Annotated in this window: 14 protein-coding genes; all 14 read right to left on the minus strand. The window is 43.0% G+C overall.

Annotated features, from left to right (window positions below; translation table 11 throughout):
* Window positions 1-59: 59 nt before the first annotated feature.
* A complete protein-coding gene (locus tag KCTCHS21_RS24340) occupies window positions 60-1136 on the minus strand; it encodes an ABC transporter substrate-binding protein (protein ID WP_130614266.1) in 1077 nt (358 codons plus the stop codon).
* 1027 nt (window positions 1137-2163) lie between these two features.
* Window positions 2164-3480 (minus strand): alpha-L-fucosidase, encoded by a 1317-nt coding sequence (locus KCTCHS21_RS24345; protein WP_130614269.1) that lies wholly within the window; start codon window positions 3478-3480, stop codon window positions 2164-2166.
* 71 nt (window positions 3481-3551) lie between these two features.
* Window positions 3552-4373: a carbohydrate ABC transporter permease gene (locus KCTCHS21_RS24350; RefSeq protein WP_130614271.1), complete on the minus strand. Its 822-nt coding sequence runs from the start codon at window positions 4371-4373 to the stop codon at window positions 3552-3554.
* Entirely contained in the window at window positions 4373-5248 is an 876-nt protein-coding gene (locus tag KCTCHS21_RS24355; protein WP_130614273.1) for a carbohydrate ABC transporter permease, read from the minus strand. Before KCTCHS21_RS24355 ends, KCTCHS21_RS24350 begins: the two co-directional genes overlap by 1 nt.
* A gap of 69 nt (window positions 5249-5317) precedes the next feature.
* Window positions 5318-6670, minus strand: coding sequence for an ABC transporter substrate-binding protein (locus tag KCTCHS21_RS24360; protein ID WP_157994114.1), 1353 nt, complete (start codon window positions 6668-6670; stop codon window positions 5318-5320).
* 121 nt (window positions 6671-6791) lie between these two features.
* Window positions 6792-8303 carry a response regulator gene (locus KCTCHS21_RS24365; protein WP_130614277.1) on the minus strand — a complete coding sequence of 504 codons (1512 nt, stop codon included), beginning with the start codon at window positions 8301-8303 and terminating at the stop codon, window positions 6792-6794.
* Complete coding sequence (locus KCTCHS21_RS24370) at window positions 8300-10093, minus strand: sensor histidine kinase (protein ID WP_130614279.1); 1794 nt, start codon at window positions 10091-10093, stop codon at window positions 8300-8302. The genes KCTCHS21_RS24365 and KCTCHS21_RS24370 overlap by 4 nt, the downstream gene beginning before the upstream one ends.
* Before the next feature lie 493 nt (window positions 10094-10586).
* Window positions 10587-13817 carry an S-layer homology domain-containing protein gene (locus KCTCHS21_RS24375; protein WP_130614281.1) on the minus strand — a complete coding sequence of 1077 codons (3231 nt, stop codon included), beginning with the start codon at window positions 13815-13817 and terminating at the stop codon, window positions 10587-10589.
* A 228-nt stretch (window positions 13818-14045) separates the two neighbouring features.
* The gene (locus tag KCTCHS21_RS24380) at window positions 14046-15551 is read right to left on the minus strand and encodes an ABC transporter substrate-binding protein (RefSeq protein ID WP_130614283.1); all 1506 of its coding nucleotides are present in this window, start codon (window positions 15549-15551) and stop codon (window positions 14046-14048) included.
* A gap of 87 nt (window positions 15552-15638) precedes the next feature.
* On the minus strand, window positions 15639-16523 hold the full coding sequence (locus tag KCTCHS21_RS24385) for a carbohydrate ABC transporter permease (RefSeq protein WP_130614285.1): 885 nt from the start codon (window positions 16521-16523) through the stop codon (window positions 15639-15641).
* A 19-nt stretch (window positions 16524-16542) separates the two neighbouring features.
* Entirely contained in the window at window positions 16543-17481 is a 939-nt protein-coding gene (locus KCTCHS21_RS24390; RefSeq protein WP_232057947.1) for an ABC transporter permease, read from the minus strand.
* Window positions 17482-17719: 238 nt separating this feature from the next.
* Window positions 17720-20050: a helix-turn-helix domain-containing protein gene (locus KCTCHS21_RS24395; RefSeq protein WP_130614289.1), complete on the minus strand. Its 2331-nt coding sequence runs from the start codon at window positions 20048-20050 to the stop codon at window positions 17720-17722.
* Between the two features lie 89 nt (window positions 20051-20139).
* Window positions 20140-21540, minus strand: coding sequence for a glycoside hydrolase family 30 protein (locus tag KCTCHS21_RS24400; protein WP_232057948.1), 1401 nt, complete (start codon window positions 21538-21540; stop codon window positions 20140-20142).
* Window positions 21541-22176: 636 nt separating this feature from the next.
* The gene (locus tag KCTCHS21_RS24405; protein ID WP_130614294.1) at window positions 22177-22884 is read right to left on the minus strand and encodes a DNA alkylation repair protein; all 708 of its coding nucleotides are present in this window, start codon (window positions 22882-22884) and stop codon (window positions 22177-22179) included.
* Window positions 22885-22893 lie beyond the last annotated feature (9 nt).

Here is a 22893-nt window from a genome sequence, read left to right on the forward strand (position 1 = left end):
GACGAAAAAAACAAAAACCGCGTAGCATCATGCCTTTCGCGGTTTTTGTCTACCTTCTATTACTTGCCGGTGACCGAAGACACCACATCCTCTATTACTCTGCTGTTGGCAATGGGACCGGACGACATCCAGTGTCTGGAGGAAACTTTAAACACATGGTTTTGCTTCACAGCAGGAATCGCCTTCCAAACCTTCAGCTTTTCGACTTCCGTCGAGGCAGCATTTTCTAATAAGTAGTCTTCCGCTGAACTGATAGAGCCTCCATAGATAGCGAACACGTAATCCGCAGTAATCAAAGGAAGGCTTTCTAAAGATGTAGTGATTCCCCAATCCTCGGGAGATTGCTTCTGAAATGTAGCAATGCTCGTATCAGGCTTCAGCCCCAGTTGATCGTAAACGAGACTATTAAAGCTTGGAAAAAACACTTGAAGATCCTTGTCAGAAGGGCGTATAAATGCAACCGTTTTACCTGGTACCTCCGCCTCGATCGTTTCCTTGGCCTGCTTAATCTTGTCGTCATAAGTCTGAATAACCGATTGAGCCTTCTCCTCTATGCCAAGAATTTTACCAATCTCGATAATGCTCGACTTCCAGTCGTCCGGAGGATAGGCTACCGTTGGAGCGATTTTATTAAGCTGGTCATATCCGCCCTGATCGGTAAAGTATTGCTGGAGAATAATAATATCCGGCTTCGAAGCCAAAATTGCCTCCAAGTTCGGATTCACATCCGAGCTGCCAGATACTTGAATATGCAATGCCTGCAATTGGTCATGCAAGTAATAACCATCAAAATCATACGCGTACACCAATGGAGCTTCCAAAGTTAGCGCAATATCCTCAAGGCCGATAACCGCAACACGCTTCGGATGCAATGGAACCTGCTTCTCCCCGTAAGCGTCCTTCACTGTTATCATTTGTGGTTCTTCTGACTGCGCAGTTGGTTGCGCGCTGCTTGTTTGTTCGGGCTTTTGAGTCTCAACCGTGTTAGCTCCCGTATTGGTGTTCGTGTTATTCCCGCAAGCACTTACGAATACCGTAAATACAAATAGGATTAACAGTAAAGCAACCCCCTGAAGTTTTCTTTGACCCTGTTTCGCTCTCCGGCTCACGTGAGCCGCTCTCTCTGATTGATACATGTCTTCCCTCCGTTATTGATACTGATAATCATTTTCAGTAATGATTATATCATTATTATCGCAAATAGGAATATATAAAATTGTCCACTTTATTGCGATATTGAGCACGAAATAGTTGTTCTAGTTCTTGCAGCATATGATCTTGTCGATGGGCTGTATACTCTTCTCATTGTAAGCATAAACAGCTCTCGCTGTCTTTTGGATAGCGAAAGATCGCTCCTTCGTGAAATTGCTGACTGACCAAAATGTAGTAAGGACCCTTAGCCGCCAATAGCTGCTCGTGGGTATCTATATCTGGCTCTGAATAACCCCATGATCCAGCACGAGAAATGCTATAAAGAGGCTCGCTTGGGGACGATGTTCGTTTTTTTCGAGCAACGTGGTTAGACAGAGGCTAGTTTTTTGGGGGGCACGATTTGGGAGAGCACTTTTGAAGGGCGTTGTACGATTTTTTCTAGCAATTCGGCTTTGGGAGTGCACTTTTGAAGGGCGTTATACGATTTTTTCTAGCAATTCGGCTTTGGGAGTGCACTTTTGAAGGGCGTTGTACGATTTTTTCTATTAACTGGGCTATGGGAGATCACTTTTGAAGGGCGTTGTACGATTTTTTTGAGCAATTCGGCTTTGGGGGAGCACTTTTGAAGGGTGTTGTACGATTTTTTCTAGCAACTCGGCTTTGGGGGAGCACTTTTGAGGGACGTTGTACGATTTTTTCTAGCAACTCGGCTTTGGGGGAGCACTTTTGAGGGACGTTGTACGATTTTTTCTAGCAACTCGGCTTTGGGAGTGCACTTTTGAGGGACGTTGTACGATTTTTTCTAGCAACTCGGCTTTGGGAGTGCACTCTTGAGGGGCGGTGTAAGATTATTTCGAGCAACTCGGTCTGACAGAGGCTAGTTTATTGGGAGATGTTCGTTTTTGCGAATAATGCGGCTGGGAGCTCACTCAGTAACTGCCAAAAGGCGTTGTTGCAGGTAGGTTGTACCTGCAACAACGCCTTCAGCTATTAATCACTCACCAGTAGCGTCTAATCAATCAAAGTCAGCTCAACGACAGTGTCGCGCTCATCCGCTAGCGGGTAGGTCAATTGCTCCGGTCGCGCAAAGTTGAAGAAAGCATTATCCGGGAACATCACGGTGTTCCACGGACGAGATACGAACACCTCGGAGCCGTCTGCCAGCATTCTCGCTTTCTTGATCCGTCCGGCGAGACCCGCCAGATTAATGGGGCCTACTGGTTCCTCGAATATATGAGCATAGAGCTTGTTGCCCTTTTGCGTGTAACGCCCCCATTCAGGCTTAGGAAAATCCGCTTGCCCGCTACCATAAATACTATCTCCGTTGCGCCGGATCCACTGCCCAACCTCTTCAAGAATCTTGAGAGACTCATCGGGAATTTCTCCTTGTGCATCCGGTCCAACGTTCAGAAGCAAATTACCGTTCTTGCTTACGCACTCAACCAGTCTGCGAATGACGGTCTTCGCCGTCTTATATCTAAAGTCCGTCGCCCCGTAGCCCCAGTTATTATTCAGCGTAATACATGCTTCCCACGGAATCGATACACCATCCTCGTCGGTTACTCCGGTTGGAGGAATGATCTGCTCCGGCGAAGCGAAATCTCCGGCATAGAAGCTCGGGTTTTTCGTATAGATGCTGCCTCCTCCTTCGCCGCTCGCCTCCAGCCGATTGTCCACGATAATATGAGGCTGAATGGAACGGATCATTTCCATCAGCTCTGCCGCGCGCCATTTTTCCCGAATCATGTCCCCATAGGAGAAATCGAACCACATAATATCCAGCTTACCGTAATTCGTCAACAGCTCGCGCACTTGTCCATGCATGTAGTCCAAGTATACGTCGAACCGGCTTGGGTCACGCTTATAAGCTTCATTGTTCCGCATCGGATGGTACTGGTCTCCATAAGCAGGATAATCCGGGTGATGCCAGTCGATAATGGAATAGTAAATTCCTACTTTAAGTCCTTCCTCGCGAAAAGCTTCCAGAAACTCGCTAACGAGATCGCGGCCTGCCTTAGTATTCGTTGCTTTATAATCGGTTAGCTTACTATCGAATAAACAGAAGCCATCATGATGCTTGGCCGTTAATACAGCATATTTCATGCCTGCTGCTTTAGCCGCTTTAGCCCATGCCCGAGGATCGTATCTTTGCGGATTGAACTCATCGAAATAGACCTGGTAATCCTCCACACTAATCTGCTCGTCACTTCTTACCCATTCGCCCCTTGCAGGAATTGCATACAAACCCCAGTGGATAAACATTCCGAAACGGTCCTCCAGAAACCATTCCGTTCTTTCCGTTCTTTGCTCGATATAAGACTTTTCCATTGTTCAAGCCCTCCATAAATACGGATATTGTTATTAGTTTCAGATGAATTCATTGATAGGTTTATCATCATTTATCCCTTGAGCGCTCCTGACATCATACCTGAAACGATGTATTTCTGAGCAACTAGGAAAAGAACGACAACCGGAACGGCGGAAATAACGATGTCCGCGAACACATAATTCCAACTACTGAAATATTGACCGAAAAATTGATACACGGACAAAGGTAGCGTCCATTTCTCACCATTTAAGAAGTAGATCGGAAGCATAATGTCGTTCCAAATCCCGAGAGACAAGAAGATAATGTTGGACGAGATTACGGGCTTCAGCAATGGCAAAATAATAATCCCGAACAAGCGATACGTTCCACAGCCATCAATGGCTGCCGCTTCGTCGATCTCACGTGGAATACCTTTAACAAACCCGGAGAACATAACGATACTAAGTGGAATATTCATCGCCGCATTGATAAGAATGACACCCGTAAAGCTCCCCGTCAGATGAAGAATTTTCAGTACGGCGTACGTGGTAATAATCTGCATAGGCGCAATCATACCGATCAGAAAGAAAATGTACATTCCTTCGGAACGTTTCGACCTTCTGCGGGAGATGATGAAAGCCGCCGCACTGGAGACAACAACCGTCAGCAGTAGCGAGAAAACCGTAATGATGGTGCTATTCCCGAAGGAGCGAATTATCCCCCCTGATTGAATAACGAAGCTGTAGTTATCCCAATGCCATTCCGAAGGAGGTTTAATGCTGAACTGAGCAGCTTCTGCGGGAGATTTCAAGGAACCAAAGATCATAATCAACAAAGGCACGATTATAACGAGGCTCATAATCAGCAATCCCGCCTCGAGAAGCCATAGTTTGTAATTTTTACGTAAAGCCATCACATTTCAAGCTCCTTTCGGCGAAGATAGCCGTTCAGCAATAGCGTCAAGAGCGTAACTAAGATAGTAAGGACCAGCCCCATCGCGCTAGACAGACCGAGCAAACCAGATCCGAAGGCCTGATAAATATAAGTCGACAAAACCTGTGTTGAGAAGCCGGGGCCTCCGTTCGTCAAGACATAAACGTTAGCGAAAACCTTCAACCCGCCGATCAGGCTTAGAGTGAATACGATAGTAAAAGAAGAAGCAAGAAGCGGAAGAGTAATTAACCTGAATTGTTGAAAGGCCGAAGCCCCGTCAATCCTCGAAGCTTCATAATAGTCGTTGGGAATACCTTGCAAGCCTGCAAGGAAAATAATCATCGTAAGACCCGTCCACTGCCACACATCGGTCAACATAACGACCGCCATTGCTGTATCGCCCTGTCCTAGCCAGTTGACTCCCGTATGAATTCCAAAAAATTGAAGAAACTGATCGACTACGCTATCCATCTGAAATAATGATGAGAACATAATTCCGATAATTACGGCGCTGAGGACTGCTGGGAAGAAGAAAATCGTTCTCAGGTATCCTCTCGTTATCAACGGCTTAACTAACGCCAATGCTAGCGGAAGGCCAAACACGACTTTCAAAATCATCGTAATGGAAGCGAACCAGAGCGTGTTCGTTAACGACTTAATAAATCGTTCGTCATGAAAGATAATCCTGAAATTCTCTAGTCCGTTAAAGGACGGATTTAGAATCTGACTCGACTGCCAATCCGTGAAAGCCATAAAGATCCCCGCTACTACCGGAAGAACAAAAAAGACGCTATATATCGCTAAGGCTGGATAGGTTAACGTGTAGCTATACAAGCTTGAAGTCTTTTTACTCATATTTTGAACTCCATTCTGCGCCAGACTTAGGGAAAGGGACGGCTTCCCGATTGAAACCGTCCCTTTCGATTATTCAAAGCCAGGAATTTTTTTAATTTTGCCGAATTGTTGAAGTTCCTTGTCGATATCTTTAATAGCAGAATCCACGGATTTGCCCATAGCGACCTCTACATAAATCGGCCAAAGCTTGCTGTCCAGGAAGCCTCCTGCAGGAGCGAAAAAGTCGTTCAACTGGTAGATTACTTTACCGGTTTTTAGGTACTTATCGTACGCTGCTTGAATTTCAGGGTGCAGCTCGCCGCCGTCCACATCTTTCATTGCCGGCAAACCCGGATTGATCTTGAAGTTTATGTCCTGATATTTCGGCTGTGTCCAGAGATTCAACCATTTTTTCGCCTTTTCTACCTGCTTGCCGTTCTTCATAACAGCAATACCTGTAAAGATACTGGCTGAAATGACTTTGTCCGTGTCGTTATAGGGAATGGCGAAAAATCCAATATCCGCTTGCGGCCACTTATTCATGATGTCTGTAAGCAAGAAGTTACCACTAACGACCATCGCTGCTTTGCCTTCTACGAGCATTTGTTGACTCATATCATACGTTGCCGTGACATGATCCTTGTTGACGTAGCCATTTTTCACAAGAAGCTGGAAATCAGTAAGTGCCTGTTTAAACTCAGGAACGTCAGCGAACTTTTTCTTATTCTGAATCAGATCCGTATAGGTTTCATTGGCGTTATCGCCTAATGCCGCACCGAAATTAACGAGCATTGGGATTTGAGTCGTCCAAGTATCCTTGTTGCTCATATAGATCGGCGTAATTCCAGCTCCTTTGATTTTATCGAGCACGGCCATGTACTCTGCATAGGTATTCGGAACGGCCAAGCCGAGCGAAGAAAAGACTTGCTTGTTGTAGTAAGCTCCGGCAACTAGTCCCGGTGCGGTAGTCGGATAGGCATAATATTTGTCATCCGTGTACTTGTACTGATCAGAATTATTTAGTCTTGCCACCCAAGGCTCAGCACTTAAATCCTCGAAATTTTCCAAAGCGTTATATACTGGGAACGTTTCAGGAGCATTGATGTCAACTACGTCTGGCACTTCTCCAGAAGCGATTTTCGTTAATAGTAAGGTCTGAAATTGATTGTCGGGTACAACTTCGAAATTGACGGTAATATTCTCATCTTTCTTAAGCGCCTCTGCCATATCTTTCATCGCATTCTGCATTCGGGATTGTGACGTCAAATAAGTGATCGTATAAGGTGCCTTATCCGTTGTACCTGCGGTACTGCCCGGGCTCGGTTGTGCACTGCCATTCCCGTTGCTGCTGTTGTTGTTCCCGCCGCATGCGCTTACAATCAACAGAGCAGATAACATTGAAACCGTTGTCAACCATTTGAAGCCCTTGTTCTTGCTCGACATATATCCCGCCCCTTTGTATGTTTGCGATGCATGTCTCTCATCGCTTGTCTTAAGTATAGTTACGGAGCCACTCTCCATAAATGGATCAAATGAAACTGCACATGGACAAACGCAAACGCTTTCATCCCTGCTTGTATTCACTAGGCCACACACCGACCTCTTTATGGAAAACACGGCTGAAATAGAGCGGGTCGTTATAGCCCACCATTTCAGCAATTTCCTTGAGCATTAATCGTGGCTGGCTTCGGATGATTTCCTTTGCCTTTTCCAGCCGAATTCGAGTCATGTACTGCGAGGGTGACATTCCTCTGTGTGCACGAAACAGCTTTGTAATGTAGGATGGAACGAAACCAAAACGTTTGGATAAATCAATATTCGTTATCGATTCCGCGTAATGCTCCTGTATATATTGCTCGACGTCGAGAACGATTGGTGGTATATCCTCAGCTTTATATTGTTTGCCTACTTTCTCGAATAGATCTATGGCATCCTTCAAGAGGCTCTCATATGAAACGGCCTGCATTATCGTCTCCCCGATCTCGATTTCCACTTCGATTAGATTGACATCCTGTCCCGCGGAAAATCTGGCGACCCGATGAACAATTTGCAGCAGCAATGACTCCAACTCAGCCTGGGGCACTTTCTTCTCCGAGCATCGGTCGAACAAATCTCGTAAGGTTTGTTCCGCAGCATCGAGCTGGGCACGATTCAAATTAAGAACCAATGACTCTATCTCAGAGGAATCGAGCATTAGTCTTTGCTCTTGCATGCTTCGATCTTTCAGCTCCGATGCCTCTACGAAACAGATTTGAGATTGGCCGATAGAAACGGTCCGATAAAGAATTGATCTAAGAGCATCATTCATCTCAGCTATCTCTTCTTTCTGCGCCATTGCAGGACCGATAACCATAGTGACAAAGAGGTCTTCGGGTAGCTTGGCATACAGTTGTTCTAGCAACAATCTATCCTCCATCCTCATGAACGCACCGACAATAACTTTCTCCGCTGCCGTTCTTCCGTCCAGAACCCAGAAATGATGAGCTTCGTTGCCCAGAGACAAAACATCATTCCATTCGATATTCGACCAATACTCTCTTGCCGGAATTTTGCTATCAGAATACACATTAGGCAGTGTTCCCGCACAGACAACGGCAACCGTGTACCAGGGCAGGCTCGGCAAAGCGTCATGGAAAGGTATCGCCCGTGGTGTCCGGTTCAACAGGCCAAGAAGCTGCCGCTTCTGTATTGCTTTTTTGCTAATGCGGATCGTTTGCCCAATCTTGTCCAGCAATTGATGTAGGTCAGGCTTGAACACAGGCTTCAGCATATAATCAAATGCTTTGTACTGAAGTGCGCTCCTTACATATTCGAACTCCTGATACCCACTGACAACAACGGTAACGATATCGGGATACTGGTCATGAATTTTCGACATAAGCTCGATCCCACCCATGACAGGCATGCTAATATCGGTAAAAACGATATCAATTTCCTCCCGCTCCAGCCATTTCAGAGCCTCTACGCCTTGTGCGGCGCAAGCGACGACCTTCATGTTCGGAAATTGTTCGATCATAATTTTAAGACTTCTCGCAATCGGCGGTTCATCTTCTACGATGAGAATGTTGAGGTTCATCTAGTTGCCACTCCTATGGTTACACGGGTCCCTGTGGATCCATTTTTTTCTATTCGATAATAAAAATCTCCTCGATAAAGCATCTTTAATCTAACAATCGTATTGACCAATCCCAATCCTCCTATACGCCACCCATTGATGTTAAGAGAATTCGAATTGACAATGGCATCTGCTATTTTTTTCTCTAGGTTAGCGAGCGCACCTTCATCAAACCCTGTTCCCCGATCCGACACCGTAATCGACCAACCATTTTCTTCTGCCTTAACTATTATTCCTATAAACCAAGGCGATTCAACCGTATTGAAAGCGTGTTGAAAACAATTTTCTACAAGGGGTTGCAAAATAAGCTTCGGAATTCTCACGCTCGATAATTGATTTCCCACCGCTTGAATATCGTATTCCAGACCTTCCTCATACCGGTCTTTCATAAGGTCGAGGTAGTTGTGGGTATGAGTCATTTCATCCTCCAGCGTGACTTCCTGCTCGTCCAATGTGGATACGTAACGCAGCATCTTGGAAAGCTTATAACACATCGTCGAAATTGCATCATTGCCCGATTCTACCGCGGAAGCACTTATTACTGCTAACATATTATAGAGAAAATGGGGATTCATTTGTGACTGCATAGCGAGCAAATGAGCTTTAATTTCTTGAGATACGGATTCGTTCAATCTTCTGAACATCGCCTCGAAGGCTCGGTTAAGCAATATAAATTCATTCACCTGTTTCGGCTGATCTAGCTCGATAGATAACCTGTTTAAGCTGACATTATTGAGGGACACTCTTAATTGCTTAAGTGGCTTGGTTAAGGATTGAGACAATAAATACAGCACAAGAGCCGTAAGCAGAATCAGACTTAATGCGCTGAAAAATAATATTTTCACGGTTGCGTCCTTCGTAATGAACAGATCGTCCCTCGTTTGCACTAAAGCAAGCGTATAGCCTGAAAATGCGGACTTGGTAAGAATGACGACCTCTTGCTTGCCGTGGACGTTAACCATACGATGTTGAAGGATTCCAGCCTCGGTAGGAGAAAAATAGAGGTTTGCGTTGCTTAATACCCCAGGCTCATCCGTAGCTGTAGCAATCGCTTTCCCCTCCTCCGAAAACAGGTATGCTTGTACGTTGGACAGATTGGGGAAATCTAGATGATCCTTCAGCATGCTGTAAGACTGCTGAACTTCCACGATCCCGTACGCCTTTCCTGTTCCAATATCCTTAATCATCCGGAATACGGAAATTACACTTCTATCCTTCTCATCCGACCAGAAGTCGGGATGCGGCTCAAGGATCAACTCTTTGCCCTTTCGCGCAGTGACCTTATCGTACAGCGTGACGATCTCCTTGCCATGGAGGAAACGTTCGATATCTGAAGGCGTTTCCTCTAGCGTTCCCATGCTGACGTAATCTCCCTGCAAATTATATACGCTGATCCGGGAGGCCGACACTTTGGGTCCTAAAATGGCCGTTAGATTTCTTCCGACCTCGAATGCGACGCGAGAGTTCATGTTGAAATAGTTGCCCGAGCTGTAGCTTTCCTGTGCCTGCTCCATAACTTCCACAATTCTAGGATTGCCCATGACCTGCAACGCTGTATGGTCCATTCCCTGCAGGAAAGTATCGACTTGCTGCGAAGCTTGGGCGGTCAGCTGCTTTAAGTTTTTCATCGCTTCTTCTTCGGTTGTTTTCACAATGTATCGATAAAAGACGAACACCGACAGAGCGATGATCACAAAGACAACGATAGAATATTGAATAAACAGCTTCTTCTGAAAGCTAAGATTTCTCATGTCCCGCTCCTTCCCCGTGCAAAAACTACATATCCATTTCTAACACACCGGGGCTAAAGAAGAAAGGTTTGTGAGTAAAGTTCGTGGCTGGAAAAAGGCTACATTTGGTGGGAGATGTGCTGTTTTCGATTATTTCGAGCAACTGGGCTGAGATGGGGCACGTTTGAGCGGCGTTGTACGATTATTTCGAGCACTCGGCTGGGATCGAGCACGTTTGAGGGGCGTTGTTCGATTATTTCGAGCAACTGGGCTGAGTTGGGGCATGTTTGAGGGGCGTTGTTCGATTATTTCGAGCAACTGGGCTTTGGGGGAGCACTTTTGGAGCACGTTGTACGATTATTTCGAGCAACTGGGCTGGGAAGGAGCTCTTTTGATAGGCGTTGTTCGATTTTTTCTATTAACTCGGCTTTGGGTGAGCACTAGGAGAGTAGGTCATTATATCAGAAAGAACCCGCCCCCTTACGGAGACAGGTCCCTTCAATTATTGACTATATTACTTAGATTGTTCTAGCATGTTCAGTAAAATGATAACTACCTCTGCTCTTGTTGCTTGGGCACTAGGATTGAATTTGTTACCCGTACCTTTGACTATACCAAGCTTCTTCAATGCTTCCACTGAACCCTTTGCCCAGACTGGGATAGCCTTGTCATCTGCGAAAGAGGTTGCGACGTCACTTTCGATTGATAATTTGAGCGCATTCGCAATCATCACTGCCATTTCGGTGCGTGTTACGAATGTATTAGGACGGAAGGTACCATCCGTATAGCCTTTAATAATGCCTGTTTGTACCGCTTGAGCAACAGATTTCTGCGCCCAGGCTCCGATCTTCGCCGAATCCGTGAATGTCAGCTCAGCACCTGCTTCTTGCGGCTTCAGTGCATTCATCAGCATAACCGAGAATTCTGCACGAGTTACAGTAGCATTGGGCTTAAATGTGCCATCTGCGTAACCCTTGACGATGCCGCCGTATACCGCTTGATTGACGCTTGCTTCCGCCCAATGTCCAGCGATATCGCTAAACTTCACATCAACTGTTGGGATATCCACGGGTTGATCTACTGATTGATCAACGTTTTGATCCACAGCGAGTACAGCAAACTTTGTAAAATGATTCACGGATACGGTAATACGATTTCCGCTTACTTTACCATTAGCAATTTCTATCCATTTCTTATTCACTTCATCATAATAGAATACAACTGGTCTTTGGTTAGTACCTACTTTTGTCGTATCAAACACAAAGGTCAGTGTAACCAATTTACTAAAATTCTCTGGGACATTTTTTAGAATTTCAAATACTTTACTAGCTAGTATTTCATTGTTAGCCAGAAGTTTATTTGTTTCTAGCACTTTATCAATTGTGATCGTTAAGTCTTTATTAGCAGCATTTACTGGAATCTCAACCGTCACTTCATTATCTAAACTAACTTTTCCTGTATTATCTGTCGGAATCGTTATTTTACCATTTGTTGAGGTAACATCTTTGTTACTGTTTGGTATTGGACCATTTGAATCTGTATTAGTAGGCGCCGCCTTACGATTCACGACAATGGTATAGACCTTTGAAGGCTCATTACCAACAGTTACCGTTATCGTAATTGTGTTATCTCCCACTTTAAGTGGAAGCGCAGCACTTGCTTCACCACTAGTAACGATCTCGCTATCTGCATCATTCACAGCTACTTTCACAACTGCTGTTGGCTCTACTGCTGTAGGGGTTACCGTTAGATTCGCTACTGCATTCTCTACACTTTGCGTATAACTCGTCTCTGAAGGAGTAAATGTCTTATTTAACCCACCACTATTTAGTACTAAATGACTTAAATCAAGACTTGCTGCTTTACGAGTCACGATAATTGTATACGTCTTGGTAAACTCATCTTCATCATCTTCCGCAGTTACCGTTATCGTAATCGTGTTATCTCCCACTTTAAGTGGTAACGCAGCACTTACTTCTCCACTATTAACGATCTCGCTATCTGCATCATTCACAGCTACTTCCACAATGGCTGACGGATCTGCTACTGTAGGCGTAACTGTTAGACTAGTCACAGCATAATCAACATTTTGCGTATAGCTTGTCACTTTAGCCGTAAATGTCTCATTTAATGGACCATTACTTAGGATTAAGCTGTTTAAACTAGTGCTTGGTGTAATGGTTTGTACCACCGTTGCGTCCGCATACCCTTCGGCAGCTACTGCGATCGTATAGGTACCAGCTGATAATACGTTTGCTTCTATCGTAATCTTGCCTTCATCAATAGAGTAATCATCTTCATCGAGTTCCTCTCCATCATAGCTAATTTCTATAATGGCATCACTCCATGTTGAATCATCATTAAATGTGATTTCTATAGGGCTAACAATATCATTATCTGTCGTATCTGCTGTTAGGACAGGTGGAGTAAGCAACCAATGTGCATAAAAAGTTGTGTCAGCATCTACAGGAAATAATTGTCCTGGTTGATACCGAAACCCACTACCGTCTGCTTTCGTAGTCCATCCAACGAAAGTGGAGCCTGTCTTAACTAAGCTTCCTGTATTGCCTGCAACACTTATAACTTGACCTTTCGGATAAAGCTTGCTGATTGGAGGCGTTCCACTCGTATTCCCATTTCCTGAATAGATGACATGCTCAGGACTAAGTAATTCACTCAAGTAAGGATAGCCGTTGTTATGTGAAGGGTCTATCGTCCAAACATTAGCATCGAAAGTCCAGTTCATGTATGTTGCTTTTAGCTGCATTTCTGCTGTTAATTTTGGCATGCCTTTACCACTGTCAGATTGGCCAGTTGTCTCCTTATTGTAGAAAACATTGCTCATTGTTTGATCGTAAGTTACGACCCCAATTAATCCACCTGTGTTAGTAACACCCGTTACTTTACCACTCGCGTAACTATTGCTTACTGGTCCTTGATTGTTTCCAATTAAACCACCTATTTTATCGGTACCAGTAACATTTCCTAGTGCGAAGCTATTCTGAATGGAAGAACTGTTATGACCAACTAAGCCACCTATTTCACTGCTCCCGCTCACGTCGCCGATAGCGTAGCTCTTATTAATACCAGCATCAGAATACCCTATCAAACCGCCTACATACATAGTACCAATTACATTTACATTAGAGTTAATATTAACAGTAGAACCTCCGTAGTTTCTGCCTATCAATCCACCGACAAAATAAGTACCACTAACCTCTCCTGAAGCGGAAGCAAAACTGACCGTACCATTATTCTGTCCAACTAGGCTACCTGAATTTTGGCCTCCATTAACATTTACACCAATAAGTTTAATATTCTTTATCGTTGTTGAATAATTTGTATATGCGAATAAGGCTTGATAATGAGATTGGGGTCTATTAATATACAGGTTACTGATCTTATAGCCAGCACCATCAAAGACCCCCTTAAATTGCACCGGATCACTAGGAGTAGTTCCTATTGGCTCCCATCCTTTTCCTGAATCGTTCGTTTTATAACTACTTAAATCAATATCATTGATCAATTTGAAGTAAATATCAGCACCTAAATAATTACGAACAGCATTCAATTGACCAGCAGTTGAAATTTGATACGGGTCACCTTGAGCTCCCGTTCCACCAGCAAAATCTGAATTAGCAGCTGATGCCTTATGCTCTCCAAATATACCTATTTGCTGCGTAGTACTTAATAACAACATTATCGCCAATAGTACAGCCGTCACTTTTCTTCCTAATTTTCTCATATTATCTCCTTAAATATTCTTTATTTTTATTCCTTTTACACAACTCTACTAACCTTAAGTTGCTTTCGACAAAATTACTATCCCCCAAACGGGGGAGAACGTTGAGTAAATATCTACTTTTTAATAGCGTTAATACAACAAAAAGAGCTATCCCTCAAGCCACAATCTTACCGGCTTAAGGGATAACTCTTTTTTATTGAACCAATATTATACCGCGAATATATACCACTATTTCCCAGTAGCTTGCTTCCAAGCATCCAACTGTTTTTGGACTTCAGTAACTACCTTGTCAATGCCCGCTTTTTTGCGCTTTTCAATGTATTCAGCTAGCTTTTGATCGGCACTCACTGCTCCAGTATTCAATGGTGGTCCGTACTCATCATTGACGGCTTGAAGATTGGCTATTTCCGTTTGAACAGGCTCCGGGTCGAAGGTAAAGCCAAGGATCGGTGAAGATTGGGCCTCTTTATTTTCATTCAAAGTCTGATCTAACGTTTCCTTGCTCTGACCTTCCTGCAAGTAAGCTAAAAACCCATTTCCGAATACCCAGGTTTGATTTGGATTGTAGCCGCCATTCTCAATCGGTTTGATCGTATCTTCTGTTACTTTGGTGTAATGCTTGCCTTCGATTCCATAGCTTACTAGATTCAATAGCTCCTTATTCGTGTTAAGCAAATTCAGGAACATTATTGCACGCTCAGGATTTTTTGATGTTTTGCTAATAACCTGCATCGATTGGATAATCGTATTTGTCCCCACAAAAGGCTTAGAAGTCGGAGCGAGAACGATGTCCTGTCCACCTGAAGCATTTTTCTCCTCTGCTTCCTTTCCAGGCTTCAAAACATTTTCAAAGCTAACAGCAATCTGTCCTGTTTTCTTGCGCTCATCAAGAGCTTTTACAGTAGGTGCATCTTTGTTAATAAGTCCCTTTGTATACCATGAGTGAATAAGCTCTAAATATTGTTTGTACTCTGGAGATTGAACAACGTCGATAACCTTAGTTTCATTATCCCCCCGGTAAATTCCAACAATCGCTTCATTAGAAATATACTCCAAATTGTTGTAGGTGGTTTTCATGTTCTCAAAATTACCGTTGCGAGTCAGAGCGAAAGGAATGACGTCCGGTTCGTTCTCTTTGATCTTCAGCAGGAAGGGCTCCATGTCCTTCACCGTCTTAATTGTGCTAGGATCAAGTCCGTACTTGTCAGCAAAACGTTTCTGAATGAGGAAGCCCTCTTTGTTCGTGATCGTCTGATAATTCAATATCGCATACGTTTTTCCGTCTACCTTCAACGCTTCCCAGATTAAGTCAGGCATGCTTTTCTTTAACTCTGCAGCTTTTGTATTTAATAGATCATCGATTTGTACAAAAGCACCCCGGCGAGCATTCTGAGCGTAATTAAACATCCAGAATGAAGACCATGCGATGTCAAAATTTTCGCTTGCTCCTACCATAGTATTCATTTTTTGCTCGTAGCTGCCTCCATCAGTAGGCATCAGCTTGATCGTTGCATTTATTTTCTCCGTCGTAATTTTATTGATAGCTTCCTCAACAGCAGCCATATCCGGCTGTGTGCTCCATTGAGGGTAATACCAGGTCAGCTCTACCTTATCCTCTTTCTTATCAGACCCCTTGTTCTTGCTTTCTGCATCTTTCAAACCGCATGCGGATAATACGAGGGACGTGCTAAGCATAAGCGCAAGCCCTACCTTAATAATCTTTCCGTTTAACATTTAATAACCTCCCGTTTTTTTATATGGAAAGCGGTTATCCATTGGTAGACTCTTAATGTACCCCGCCCGTTCCAAAATTGATACTTCCTACTCCTTTAATGAGCCCATCGTGAGGCCTTTTACGAAATATTTCTGGAAGAACGGAAATACAAACATCATCGGTCCTGCTCCAAGTACAGCCAGCGCCATTCTAGTGGTTATACTAGGAAATTGAGAAATGTCGACATTACCGCTTAAATATTGTGCATTTGCAGCATAGAACTCTATGGAATTCATCGTGCGATATAGCATCAATTGCAGCGATACGAGATTCTCTTGATTAACAAACAACAGTCCCAGCCACCAGTCATTCCAATATACGAATGAGATGAATAAACCTACGGTGGCCAGTGCCGGGGTTGAAAGAGGTAATACGATTCTGAAAAAGGTTCGATATTCTCCTGCGCCATCCATTTTGGCTGATTCAATAATCTCCGTTGGCAATCGGTCCAAGAAGCCCTTCATAATCAAGACGTAAAATGGATTCAATAAATAAGGAATAAACAAAACCCACATCGTATCCTTCAGGTGCAAATATTTAACGATTAGTATATAGAACGGAACTAATCCGCCGTTAAATAGCATAGTGAATACCACATAGAAAGTAGTCGCGCGCCTATAGCGATAATCTTTGCGAGACATTACATAAGCAATCATCGCTGTAAACATTAAACTGATTACGGTGCCTATCAGAGTAATGCATATTGTGACTCCGTATGCGTTTAAAAGCATAGTCGGATTTTGAAATACGACCTGATACCCTTTGAGGCTGAACTCCGAAGGTATAAATTGATAGCCATTTCTAATGACCGTATTCTCATCAGAGAATGAAACGGCCACAACCAGCACTAACGGCAATATCATAGCCACAGCTACAAGTCCAAGTATAGAATGAGTGACCACACGGAATATGGAACCCTTCTCTGTTCTCATAAGAACGCTCCTTACCCAATTACCAAAGTGCATTATCAGAATTTATTTTTTTAATAATCCAGTTCGATGCGACGACAAGGACAAAGCCAACAACTGACTGATACAATCCAACTGCTGCTGACATCCCTACATCCCCAACTGAACGCAATGCCCGAAATACATACGTATCAATGACATCGGTTGACGAATATAAAAAGCTAGAGTTGTTTGGTATGAAGTAAAATAGACCAAAATCTGCACGGAACATACCGCCGATGGAAATGATCAGCAAAACAATAATGAGCGGCGTGAGCAAGGGCAGCGTAATTTTTCTTATCATCTGAAGCCTATTGGCTCCATCAATTTTGGCTGCCTCGTAGTAGGACGGGCTAATTCCAATAATGCCTGCATAATAGATGAGTGTAGAGAACCCCACCGTTTTCCAGAGATTCACGGCATTCAAGATATAAGGCCATCGATTGGACTCCTGATACCAATTAACAGGCTCTAGCCCAAAAAACGTCCAAAGCTGATGTAGCAAACCCCGATCCTGCTCCAGAAACGAAAGGGCTATATATCCAACGACAACCCAGGATAGAAAATAAGGCAGAAATAGCGCAGTCTGATATACCTTCACCGCTCTACTGGATACTTCATTTAAAAGAACGGCAAGAGCCAAGGCACAAATCAACGTAATAACAATAAATCCGACATTGTACAGTACCGTGTTTCGTGTAATACGCCATGCATTGTCCGATACAAAGAAGAAACGGAAATTATCAAATCCATTCCACGCGCTTCCGAAAATTCCAAGATCATAACGGAATTTCTTAAAAGCAATGATCAATCCGATTAAGGGCAAATAATTAAACACCAGCTTAAACAATAAGGCCGGAAGACTGAGGATAAATAATTGTCTATTTTTCTGAAAATGGCCCCACCTGGTTGTTCCCCTCTCAGCACTCACTTGGGCTCTCATTACGTATTCACCTCCTTCTGTTCTCATGTTTGAGCTCGCTTTCTTCTTCCAATATTGCAGTCTTCTCAACACTTTCTCTACTGCATAAATTGCACTTTACTCTTCTTCAATGTGCTCAAAACTGATATTACTCCTCTCACCTTCTACCTCATCAGAAAAACCCTCCAAATTGCGGAGGGCTTTTCATTCATCGACCATATTAGGCACTGATAAGCTATTTTTCATAGTTGAGAGCTTATTAGCCATCCCCACTAATCGCTTTCTTTAGCCTGTATTCCTTTGGTGTTGTTCCATACTTAGTCTTGAATAATTTGAAAAAGTGGCTTTGGGAACGATAACCAACACGCTCCATAATTTCATTAATCGTCATATTGTCGGCTTCCAGCAGGATAAGAGCCTTTTCCAGCCGGATATCATTGATATACTCAGTAATCGCCATTCCCGTCCCCTGCTTAAACACTCTACCTATATAGGCAGAAGACATTTTTAACAATTGGGCAATTGTCTGCTGATAAAACTCTACATCTGTACAGTTTTCTTCAATAATTTCTTTAATCGTTTGGCATAGTACGTCTATTTTAGTATGCTGTCCCGGGTCGGTTTTATCCGAAATCTGCGAGGCAAGCGAGCGGAAAAGACTTTCAATATCTTCAGACGTTTCTTTCTCCAGAACCTTCTTATGAAGGTCGACCAAATCGATGTTAATGACCCTTAGCCGAATCTCATTCACTTCACTAACTGCTTTTGACACCGTGATCGTTAATTGCAGGACAGCATGCATAAATGGCGTATAGGTCAAAGAGGTCGCCCATTCGAAGAAAGCGGTAATGTTTCTCTCCATCTCTGCGCTATTACCTCTGCGTAATTCATCGACGATTTTCTTCTCTAGCTCTGCCCCCTGATTAAGCTCATCTAATCGCTCACTAGTATTCACAAGATCAGCTGTAAGGATCGTTCCTGTACCATAGAACATGCGATAGAGAATAAGATCACGCGCTTCAACATGGGCATCCGCGATATGTGTGTAATCACTGAAAGGTGATGTATAGGAAACTGTAATAGATAAGCGGTAAAACGCATGAATAACCTGCTGTAGCTCCTTAATGGCGCTTCGGAAAGCTGAAAGATCGAACGAAGATTGAGCTGTCCGTGGCGTTGCTAAGAAAACAATAAGATCATTGCCTGCATAGTTCCATATAAAGCTGCTGCATCCGGACAACAATTCCTCTGTGATATTGCCAATGGCGAAACGATATATCTCTTGCTCGGATGCGCTTGCTCGCTCCACTTTGTTCCTATAATCATCAATCTTCATTACCCCGACTAGAAAAGGACCCTCAGGATGAATTTGCAGATCCAGCTCGTTCATCATTAGATTGAATTGGTTTTTGGAGAGACTTGCACTCTCCGTTAATAAGCTGCGAATATGAAAGTCCTCGACGATTTTTTTGTTTCTAGAATGATGCTGCTTAACATTATTCATTTTGTGAACTAGATTCGTATAGACATTAGAGAGATAGGACCACTCATCCTTGTCTACGGTTGATTCTGCTTCCGAGTACGAAGACCCTTTTAACTGACTAATAATTCGTTCAACCGGTCTGTACAATCTTTGGGATATGATAAAAGCAATAACAGCAGACAGAGCAAGAAACAACAAAGTGGAGATAATCAAAATATTACGAATTTTAATTAACTGACTAAACGCAAAGTCATAGGATTGTATACTAATAACCTTCCACTGATATACGCCAAGAGACATAATAGTAACAATAGATTTATGATGGCCTTTGCCGAAGGTAAAAGATTCAAATTCAGCATTGCTGGAATTAATCCTTTCCTTAAGTTCAGCTGGCACCAATTCAGCCAAATGATTTTCTTCGGAATAAATATTGCCTTGGCTATCTAACAGCAGTATCGAGTTGTTCCTGTCATAAGCCAAATCATTAATGCTTTTTATATTATTAAATAGCCACTCAGGCTTTACATTCAGAATCAGTTTACTCTTATTTGCTGGGTCTCCATCGGAATTCTCATAGATGATATAGGAGAAAAAATCGACAGCCGTTTGCGGATTGCCAAATAATTTAATAGGAATCATCTTCAGCTTTGGCAAATCTGGCAGTAAGGCAAGCTGCTGCTCATACCGCTGAATTTCTCCATTCAAATTATCTTGAAAGCTCCGATTTGTTGATAAATACTTCTTTGTAAATGAATTGTACAACGTAATGGAATGCAGATACGTCGAAGAATCAGCTACTTTATCCAGCTTGGCAAGCTTGTTCGCAATCTCCTCATAGCGAAAGGTCTGTCCATACAAAATAGGAATAACCTCATTGTCGAAATATAAAGACATAATCAAATTTTTCACGATTTCATCCATATACTCCACATTGTATTTCACTTGAGCAAGCACTTTGCGATTGGCCTCGGTTTGAATCTGTAAGGTCGTATTTTTCATATTCCAATACATAGTAAAGGCGAATACACCGATTACCAAAATAATAAAAAACACGAGAGTGAGTATTATTCGCTGCAAATATTTACGGGATCGAAATCTAGTTAACATATTCCTCTCGACTCCTTATGACTCGTGAAGATAGGGCCGCCCCTTCATAGGGACAGCCCTCAATTGTATATAGCATGTCAGTCTAGAGCCTAATTTACAGAGCTCCACCGATAAGTAGCTACGGATTTAGCAGGCAAATCGGCGATAATCTGTTGTCCTTCTATTAGGATACGGAATTGCTGTTCATTATCTGTCTGATTAACGACAACGACGACCAAGGAGCCATCCGGATTTAGAAAAGCTACGTTCGTAACCGTATCTATAGAGCCATAGTTACTTTCCACTCTTCGAGCACCGTATTGAATAAATTTGGATAACTGTCCCGTTAGATAAAATTCGGGAGTCTTCCAATGTTCATCCGTGCTCGCCGCATTTTGCACGATTAAGGTTGGGTCTGGAATGCCTACCCATTGATGCTTGCCAATCGTACTATCTAGCATAGTCACCCAAGCATTATAGCTCGAGGCCCAATTGCGGAAGTACTGTACAAACCTATCAGCAGCTTCAACGCCCCATAGGGATCGCTCAGTCATATGAATGGTCTTGTTCGGATACGCACTCTTGACCTCTCTCATAACGCTAGGCTCCCCTTCATAATCATGAAAGGCTATACCATCTGTCGCCGCATTTCCTTCCTTGTCATTGAGAATAGGACTAACATACATCCACCCATCACTGAAATTATGATCAAATATCCAGATTTGAGTGTCCAAGCTGTGCAAGACGAGCTCCTTTTTCAATGCAATTGCTAGCTCGTTATGACGCTCTGGACTCATATAGCAGCTTGGATAATCAATTTCGAGTAAAGGCTCATTCTGGAGCGTGATTGCATACAAGGGAATTCCTTGCTCTTGGTAAGCTTGTATAGCTTTACGAAGGTATTTGGCCAGCGCGTCCGTATATTGTTTACCTTCCTTTAATTGCCCTCTTCTTATATCCTCATTCGTTTTCATCCAAGCTGGAGGAGACCAGGGCGATGCAAAAATTTTCATATCAGGAGAAATCTCTAATAGCCTTTGCACCGTTTGAACAATTCCTAGATCAATATCCTTCTGGATAGAAAATCGCTCCAAATCAAAGTCACTTTCTCCCACTTCTAGATCATTATACGTATAAAAGGGCTGAGCCGTAAAATCTGACGTTCCCAACGTAATACGCATAAGATTAAAGCCGACTCCGCTGTCCCGATCTACGAGCTGAGTATAAATTTCTTCTCTCTTCTCATGCGACATTTTCGCTAAATTGTATATCGTGCTTTCTTCCAGTGAAGTGCCGATTCCGAGTATTTCTTGATAAGTAATCTTAGGAAAAATCGCAATAGTCGGAATAGGTGTCACGTCAGGAGCAGTAGCGAGTAAATTTTCTCTTTGTTCCAATTCATATGAAATTGGACTTGGACTGTAAAACCAGGCTCGGTCCCTTGGATTTTTTTCTGAGCTCCACCAAACCTCTACTTCGTCTTTCATCTGTTTGTTTAAGAATAGGCTCATGTTCATTTCTCCTCTTTCATGTAGTCATCTATTACTATGGCAGAACCTCGCCTCTTCTCTCTACTTAACTAATCGTACTTTTCTGCTCTCAAGCGTTATGTACAGGTGCAATAAATGAAACTTACAGCTTATTGCCTAATAAATGATGGGATTAACAAAAGAAACTACAAAAAACGGGGCTGTCCATAAGGTAACTTATATGGCCCATTGCTATATCAATCGATTATAGTTTTTGCGGGGAAGTATCTCCTTCCGGTTGTTGGTTGAGATCGTGAAATCTGAATGGGTAAACTCTTAAAAGGAGATTTCACGATCTCAAAGACAAACGCTTCGCTCCTACAGGAGATACTTCCCCTCTTTTTCAAATCGATTAAGGGTGGTGAAAATACAAAAACCAGCTAGTACTGCCCGCCACAGGTAAGCCTAGAGGTTAGTTGGATTTCGCTTGCGCATAATCTTCTCTAGCAAGCAGCAGTTGATAAATAACGAAAGGTGTTGGCACAGGAATCACCTCCTGTACCAACACCTTTTCGTTTGAACGTCATTTTTAATGAAAGTGAAACTATTCCTTAGGTGATCTTAAAATTCACTTTTGGGACAGCCCCGTTTTAAGTGATGTTAAGCTTTATTCAATATCTAACACCTTACATACTTGCGTTTGAAACCAAGCTGCCCTTTATCTATTGCCTTTTGAAGATTTTCGGAGGCGTGTAGGAATTTGCTTTTTGCCTTATCCTTTTTGACTTCTACTGGGCCTACTGTCTTTGCAGTCTCAACCGCTTTATCATGGAGCGGCGAATAGGATACTCCTACTGTGTATATAAAATTATTCATAGCGTATTTCGTTCTTTCGGGACAATCGCGAATCGTATTTGCCACAATTTCAAGCATATTGACTATTTTACTTTCAGAAAATTCATTGTCCTTTCTACTACCCAAAAGCCAGCAGTAACAGCTCCAGCCCGCTGACATTTTCAGTTCTTCGCCGCTTGCGATCCATTTGTCGGCAACCTCTTGAGCTATATCTGTTTCTGCCAAGGTTACTGCAACCACATAATCGGATAGCATAAAAAAATAAGCCTCATCAATCCAACGATCAAAATCCGCTTCAGTCATTGCTTTCGGGTCTGCAATTACGCCGGCAAAGTACATGGCATCGTAGTTCCCTGTGGCGTACAGCTGCTCAGCCAAAGCTTGATTTTTTTTAATTTTCTTGGCAATCGGCTTCATACTACCTGTTGTCACTCCAAAAAGCGGCTCGTGTGCGCCATTGGATTCGTAAATTTTCTTAGTTCGTTCCTTGCCTAGAGCTTCAAGCTCCTGCATAACTATTTCTAAATTCATACTTTAGCA

This window comes from Cohnella abietis (genome assembly GCF_004295585.1).
Lineage (GTDB): Bacteria > Bacillota > Bacilli > Paenibacillales > Paenibacillaceae > Cohnella > Cohnella abietis.